We start from the raw sequence: 281 nt of genomic DNA on the forward strand, positions 1-281 counted from the left end.
AAACGTTAATCCAATCTAAACTGGTAGCATCATAAACTTCTACATCTACAACATTAACAGCGCCATCATCTGTATTGTGACTAAACAGCGCAAAAACCAATGCTGGCGTCGTTAAACCTGAAACATCAATTAAAGGAGAGGTAAGTGTACTCACTTCTCCACTACCATTGTCAGAACCATCTAGCCAAGCGTAATTAGTGCCGCCTCCCGGAGTATAATCTCCAGCAGAGTCTGCGGCATAATCACCGTTAAGGCTATAATCCCAAGCATTATCACCACTT

Annotated in this window: 1 protein-coding gene; it reads right to left on the reverse strand. The window is 42.3% G+C overall.

Features of this window, described 5'->3' with window-relative positions:
- Window positions 1-281 (reverse strand): hypothetical protein (locus tag FKR84_RS13455; protein WP_233357785.1); only part of this gene is annotated, 281 nt, incomplete at both ends.

Origin of the sequence: Haloflavibacter putidus (genome assembly GCF_006546625.1) — a bacterium.
Lineage (GTDB): Bacteria > Bacteroidota > Bacteroidia > Flavobacteriales > Flavobacteriaceae > Mesonia > Mesonia putida.